The 5,819-nt window shown below is 59.4% G+C and carries 4 protein-coding genes; 1 reads left to right on the top strand and 3 read right to left on the bottom strand.

The features are described 5' to 3' along the window. The 3 genes from AC1DSG_RS26570 to AC1DSG_RS26560 all read right to left on the bottom strand — a co-directional run. Positions 1-1,258, bottom strand: a 1,258-nt coding sequence (locus AC1DSG_RS26570; RefSeq protein ID WP_477793545.1) for a di-heme oxidoreductase family protein, incomplete at its 3' end; no start/stop codon positions are given. Positions 1,259-1,506: 248 nt separating this feature from the next. Beyond that, positions 1,507-2,865 (bottom strand): imelysin family protein, encoded by a 1,359-nt coding sequence (locus tag AC1DSG_RS26565; RefSeq protein ID WP_477793544.1) that lies wholly within the window; start codon positions 2,863-2,865, stop codon positions 1,507-1,509. A gap of 225 nt (positions 2,866-3,090) precedes the next feature. Then, the gene (locus AC1DSG_RS26560; protein ID WP_477793543.1) at positions 3,091-5,142 is read right to left on the bottom strand and encodes a putative bifunctional diguanylate cyclase/phosphodiesterase; all 2,052 of its coding nucleotides are present in this window, start codon (positions 5,140-5,142) and stop codon (positions 3,091-3,093) included. A gap of 500 nt (positions 5,143-5,642) precedes the next feature. On the opposite strand from AC1DSG_RS26560, the gene AC1DSG_RS26555 reads away from it, so the two are divergent. Next, positions 5,643-5,819: transposase (locus AC1DSG_RS26555; protein WP_477791209.1), on the top strand; the 177-nt coding region annotated here is incomplete at its 3' end.

Here is a 5,819-nt window from a genome sequence, read left to right as displayed (position 1 = left end):
GGCCGATGCCCCACAACGGCGGGGTGCGCCAGTCGCGGCCACTGGCCTGGAATTCAGTGCGGTTGTCGGCCAGGCCGTCGCCCATGTCATGCAGCAGCAGATCGCTGTAAGGGCGAATCACTTGATTGGCCAGTTCAGGTTCGGCGGCGTTGGCGGCGGTGGTGTATTTCGGCGTGTGGCAGGACTGACAACCCGCCTGGAAAAACAGATTCTTGCCGGCCAGCACTTGAGGCGCACTGACATCGCGGCGGGCCGGTACGGCAAGGTTGCGGCTGTAGAACAGCACCAGACGCAGGATGTTGTCACTGACTTCCGGTTCGCCATCGGGGCCGTTGCCATTCGGTGCCTGTTTGCAGGCGGTTTGCGCGTCTGTGCAGTCATCGAACGGTCTCAAGCTGGTCGTGAGACCCATATCGCCGGAAAACGCGTGAACATTCTGTTGATTAAGGTTCGGTTGCCCGGCTTTCCAGCCAAATCGGCCGAGGACAGTCTTCTGTTGCACGTCATCCCAGACCCGGTTCGGGCGTCCAGCAATGCTGTTTTTATCCTTCGCCTGCGCCTCGGCATTGGCCAGGATCGCCTCGTCGGGGATCGCTTCGAGCAAGCCCAGGCCAATCATGGGCGGGGCGACACGCGCCGAGAACCGGGTATCGGGGTGCATCGGGCCGTAGCCCAGTTGGGTGATGTTCAAGCTCGGCTTGCGCAGTTCGACTTCGGTGCCGTCCTTGAAACGCACCGGAACGGGCGTGTAATCGACACGCACTTTACCTTCCGGGGTTACGCCGGGCACGGCCATGTCCTGGAACTGGCCACCGTAGACCGGTTCCGGCACTACGCCGAGCTGTTCGATGACCTTGGCATAAGCCGGCGCGTCGGGGATCGACAGGCGCACCAGCATCGACACGGCATTCGGTGCATCAGGCGTTGGCGGATGGCCGCGACCGTCCTTGATGTGGCAGCCCTGGCAGGCGTTGGTGTTGAACAATGGGCCGAGGCCATCGCGGGCGGTAGTGGTCGACGGGGCGATCACCCAGGGGTTGCGGAAAAAACTGTTGCCGACGCTGAAGTCCACACGCCGTGACGGCGTCAGGTTGGCAGAGGGCAGGGAAAACGAGTTCTGATCTGTCTTGCGCACGGTCGCGCTGCCGCCGGACCGGGCTTCACCGGGTTCGGCCTTGGTAAAACGCGGGGCGTCATCGCAGGCACTCAGGCACAGGGCCAGCAACAGTGCGGACAAGCGAAGAAGCAGCGTGGGCATCAGACATCCTGCAAGACGAGCAAAACAAGGGCGCAAAGTCTAACAGGGCAGCGGAGTTTGAATAAGAGGAATTATCGTTTACTTGATGTGGGGCAGGTGATCGTTCCCACGCTCTGCGTGGGAATGCAGCCTGTGACGCTCCGCGTCACATCAACAGCCGGACGCAGAGCGTCCGTTGAGGCATTCCCACGCAGAGCGTGGGAACGATCGGCGCCCCGCAGGTCGCCTTCTTGTTCAGCCAGCGTTGATCAGAATTCGTGATCAGCGTTGTCCGGGTTCAGGTCGCTGATGCCCAGTTTGCCAGCGGCGGCTTCGATCGAACCGGTCTGCTTGACCAGGGAAGCGATCGCGTCACGGACGATCTGGTTGCCAGCGGTGTTGCCGGCAGCGATCAGCTGGTCATAGTGCTCACCCTTGTTGGCGTGATCGACGATGATCTGCATCTTGGCTTCGGTTGTCGCCAGGTCGGCTTTCAGCGCAGTGTCGGTAGCCGGGTCGGCCTTGGCCACCAGGGACGACAGGCTGGCGCCGGTCATTTTGGTACCGTCGACGCGGGTGTACTCGCCCAGGTACACGTTACGAATGCCTTTGGCATCGTAGAACTGCGAGTTGTGGGTGTTGTCGCTGAAGCAGTCGTGTTCGTCTTCCGGGGAGTTGGCTTCCAGGGAAACCTTCATGCGCTCGCCCGCCAGTTCGCCCAGGGAGAGGCTGCCCATGCCGAACAGCATTTTGCGCAGGCCCGAATCAACCGGTTCGGCTTCCAGGGTGGCGCGGTAGTTGTCGGCCACGTTTGGCTTCCAGTTAGCGACCATTTCTTCCAGGTCGCTGACCAGCAGTTGGGTCACAGCTTTCAGGTAAGCGCGACGACGATCATTGTGACCGCCGGTGGCGCCTTTGCCTTCCAGGTAGTCGGACGCAGGACGGTTGCCGGCGCCAGGGCCGGTGCCGTTCAGGTCCTGGCCCCACAGCAGGAATTCGATGGCGTGGTAGCCGGTGGCGACGTTGGCCTCGGAACCGCCCAGCTCGTTCAGGCTGGCGAGTTTGGCCGGGGTAATGTCTTTCACGTCGATCTTGTCTTCGCCGACCTGAACCTGGGTGTTGGCGATGATGTTGGCCGTGGCACCCGGGTTACCCAGTGCGTGTTCGTAGGATTTGTCGACGTAGTCGATCAGGCCTTCGTCCAGTGGCCAGGCGTTAACCTGACCTTCCCAATCGTCGATGATGGTGTTGCCGAAGCGGAACACTTCGCTCTGCAGGTAAGGAACGCGGGCAGCAATCCAGGCAGCCTTGGCGGCTTTCAGGGTGTCGGCGTTCGGCTTGGCGAGGAAGGCGTCAACGGCGGTTTGCAGGGTTTTCGCGGTGGATTCGGCATCGCTGTAAACGGCGAAGACGATGTCGGCGTAATGCGCGACTACGGCTTTGGCGGCGGCTTCGTCGACTTTACTGACGGCGGCAGGGGCGACAGCAGGTGCTGGTGCAGCAGCGGCAGTGCTGGCGGCCGGAGCAGGCGCTGGCGCGGCGGCGGTCTTGTCTTTGCCTTCGCCGCAACCGGCAAGGGAAATAGCGATGGCCAACAGACTGGCGGTAGCCAGAGGCATACGAATCATGGCGAACATCCTGCTTCAAGAGGGGTGGACTGGCGCTTCACGTGCGCAAAACTGCGACATAATGCAAATCTTTCGCATTATGTGTAAAGGGTGCAGGTGGAAATATTTCTTATTCACGCGAGCGTTGTATCGTGGATCAAAAGATCGCAGCCTCGTTTCACTCGACAGYTGCTACAGATCCGTGTGCTTCTGTAGCARCTGTCGAGTGAAACGAGGCTGCGATTTCTACAAAATGACCGCGTTACTGCGCTGGGCCTGTTTCAGGTAGGCGCTCAATTCCCGTGCCGGCAACGGTTTGCTGTAAAAGTAGCCCTGACCTTCGTGGCAGCCTTCGGAGATGATGTAGGCCTCTTGCTCGGCGGTTTCCACGCCTTCGGCAATCACCTGCATACCCAGGCTCTTGCCCAGCTGGATGATCGCGCGAACGATGGTGGCATCGTCGTCGTCATCGAGCAGGTCCTGTACGAAGCTCTTGTCGATCTTGATCTTGTCCAGCGGCAGGCTTTTCAGATAACTCAATGACGAATAACCGGTGCCGAAGTCATCGATGGCGATCAACGCACCGGAGCGGCGCAGGCTCAGCAGGTGCTGGGCGGCCGTACTGATGTCTTCCATCAGGCTGGTTTCGGTCACTTCCAGTTCCAGGCTGCGCGGTGGCAAGCGGTACATTTGCAGCAGGTTACTCACCACACGCGGCAGCTCGGCATGGTGCAGTTGCACGGTGGACAGGTTCACCGCAATGCGCAAGTCGGGGAAGCCCTGATCGTGCCAGTCGCGCAATTGCTTGCAGGCCTGATCCAGCACCCATTCGCCGATGGCAATGATGGTGCCGTTCTTCTCGGCCAGCGGGATGAACAGGTCGGGCGGCACCAGGCCATGTTCGGGATGCTGCCAACGGATCAACGCTTCGACGCCCACCACCCGGCTGTCGCGGTAGCTGATTTGGGGTTGGTAGGCGAGGTAGAACTGATCGCGGGTCAGCGCATCGCGCAGGTCTTTTTCCAATTCGCGACGGCGGCGCATCTCGGTGTCGACGCTGGCGATGTAGAACTGATAACGGTTGCGCGAGCGGGTTTTGGCCAGGGTCATGGTCTGTTCGGCTTTTTGCAGCAGCTTCTCAGTGCTGTCACCGTCCTCGGGGAACAAGGTGATGCCGATGGTCGCGCGCAGACGGATTTCCTGATGATCGAGGGCAAACGCCGCTTCCAGATCATCGAGAATGCTTTGCGCCAGCTCGGCCGCTTCGTAAGGTTGTTCGATATCGGCCTGGACCAGGGCGAACTGGTCACCGCCCAGGCGGGCGAGGGCGCCGAGGCGGCCACTGTGAGCCCGCAAGCGATCGGCCAAGGCCAGCAGCAATTGGTCGCCGGCCTGGTAGCTGAATTGTTCGTTGATGCCTTTGAAGTCGTCCAGACCCACTACCAGCACCGCGACCCGCCGTTGCAATTTGCCGGCGTCGACCAGGATTTTGTCCAGTTGGTGCTGCAATTGCTGGCGGTTCGGCAAGCCGGTAAGAAAGTCGTACTGGGCCATGCGCAACAGGCTGTTTTCCGCTTCGTGGCGCAGGTGGGTGTTGCGTTCGATGGATTCGAGCAACTGGTTGGCAGTGTTGATCCAGATCCCCAGTTCGTCCTTTTCGTGCCCCTTGAGCTGCGGGATTTTGTGTTCGCTGGGGCGATCCGGATTGATTTCGGTCAAGTGCTGGATAATCCGCGACAACGGTTTGGTCAGCAGCCAGTGATACACCAGGTACAGCACCAGGCCCATGGCCAGGGCGCGCAACACGCCGGAGATGAAAATGATGACCGAGCTGACGATGAACCCTTGCCCGTAGGTGGCGGTGTCGAGGGTGATGCTCAGGTCGCCGTAATATTCACTGTAAGGGCCGCGACCGACCAGTTGGGTGGTGAAGGTGCGTTCCTTGCCAAGGATCAGGTCGGTTAGCCAGCGGCTGTCTGAATGCTGCAATTCGCGGGTTTTTTGCGCGAGCATGGCTTCGTTGGGATGGCCAATGGAGGCCTGGCGCACGGCCTCGTCCTGGAACAGGCCTTCGATCACTTGCATGCCCATTTCCCGGTCAAGGCTGTAGACGGCCTGGGTCGAGGGATCTCGGAACATGTCGAGGATACGTTCGGCATCGTAGGCTACGGCCTGGCGCGTCTTGTAAGCATCGAAAACGATATGCGCGCAGCTCAAGACCACGCCGACGATCAATGCCGACAGGAGGACGACCCGGAGCAACTTCACCGACAAGCTGTTCTTGAGTTCCAGCTTCAAAGGGTTATTCCTTGTTCCGTGCGGGTAGCGTCAAGTTGCCTTGAGTATTGGCAATCCGGTGATGGCAGTCAAAGGGACATTCCTTCACAGGGGGTTTTGCCTGTGGGCTTGGCCGATATGCTGTTGCTTGGGGTATTTGTCCTATTAGTACTGTGTCGGTTGTGGGGGGCTTCAACTTGAGGGGATTGGGATAATTTTTCCTTCTCGGTTGATGGTAGCCGGCTATGGCGGTGCGGCAAGGGGGTTAAGGCTGGTTTCATCGTCAGAAATTGACCTGTTATTCAGATCTGCTCCATCCCCCTGTAGGCGTGAGCCTGCTCGCGATGGCGGCCTTAGGGCCGACCATTCTCTTCCTTGGTGTACATATCCATTCCTGCGGTAACGGCCGCTAATGGTTTCGCTCTTACAGCGAGTCCCTTTTGGYAAACGCCCTCCGTGTCAGGCTACCTGTCACCCTTGTTGATTGACTCATTCATTCAAGAGGGCGAAGGTGCATAACAATGTCCAATCTAGGCAAACGCTACGACGACGACTTCAAAGATTGGGTCGTCTTGCAAATGATGCCGCCTCTAAATCGCTCAGTGGCAGAACTCGCCATTGCGCTTAATCTCACGCCTCAGTCACTGCGAAACTGGAGACAAATGGCTAGAGATAAAGGTTTGATCGTGCCGGGAAAT

The sequence above is a fragment of the Pseudomonas sp. P5_A12 genome, from assembly GCF_056400685.1.
Note: the sequence above shows the minus strand (reverse complement) of the source record. Positions and strands in the feature narration are given on the sequence as shown.

What these genes read in the sequence shown, in the direction of transcription:
- AC1DSG_RS26565 (WP_477793544.1), bottom strand. Translation starts at nt 2,865, where the DNA reads ATGATTCGTATGCCTCTGGCTACCGCCAGTCTGTTGGCCATCGCTATT.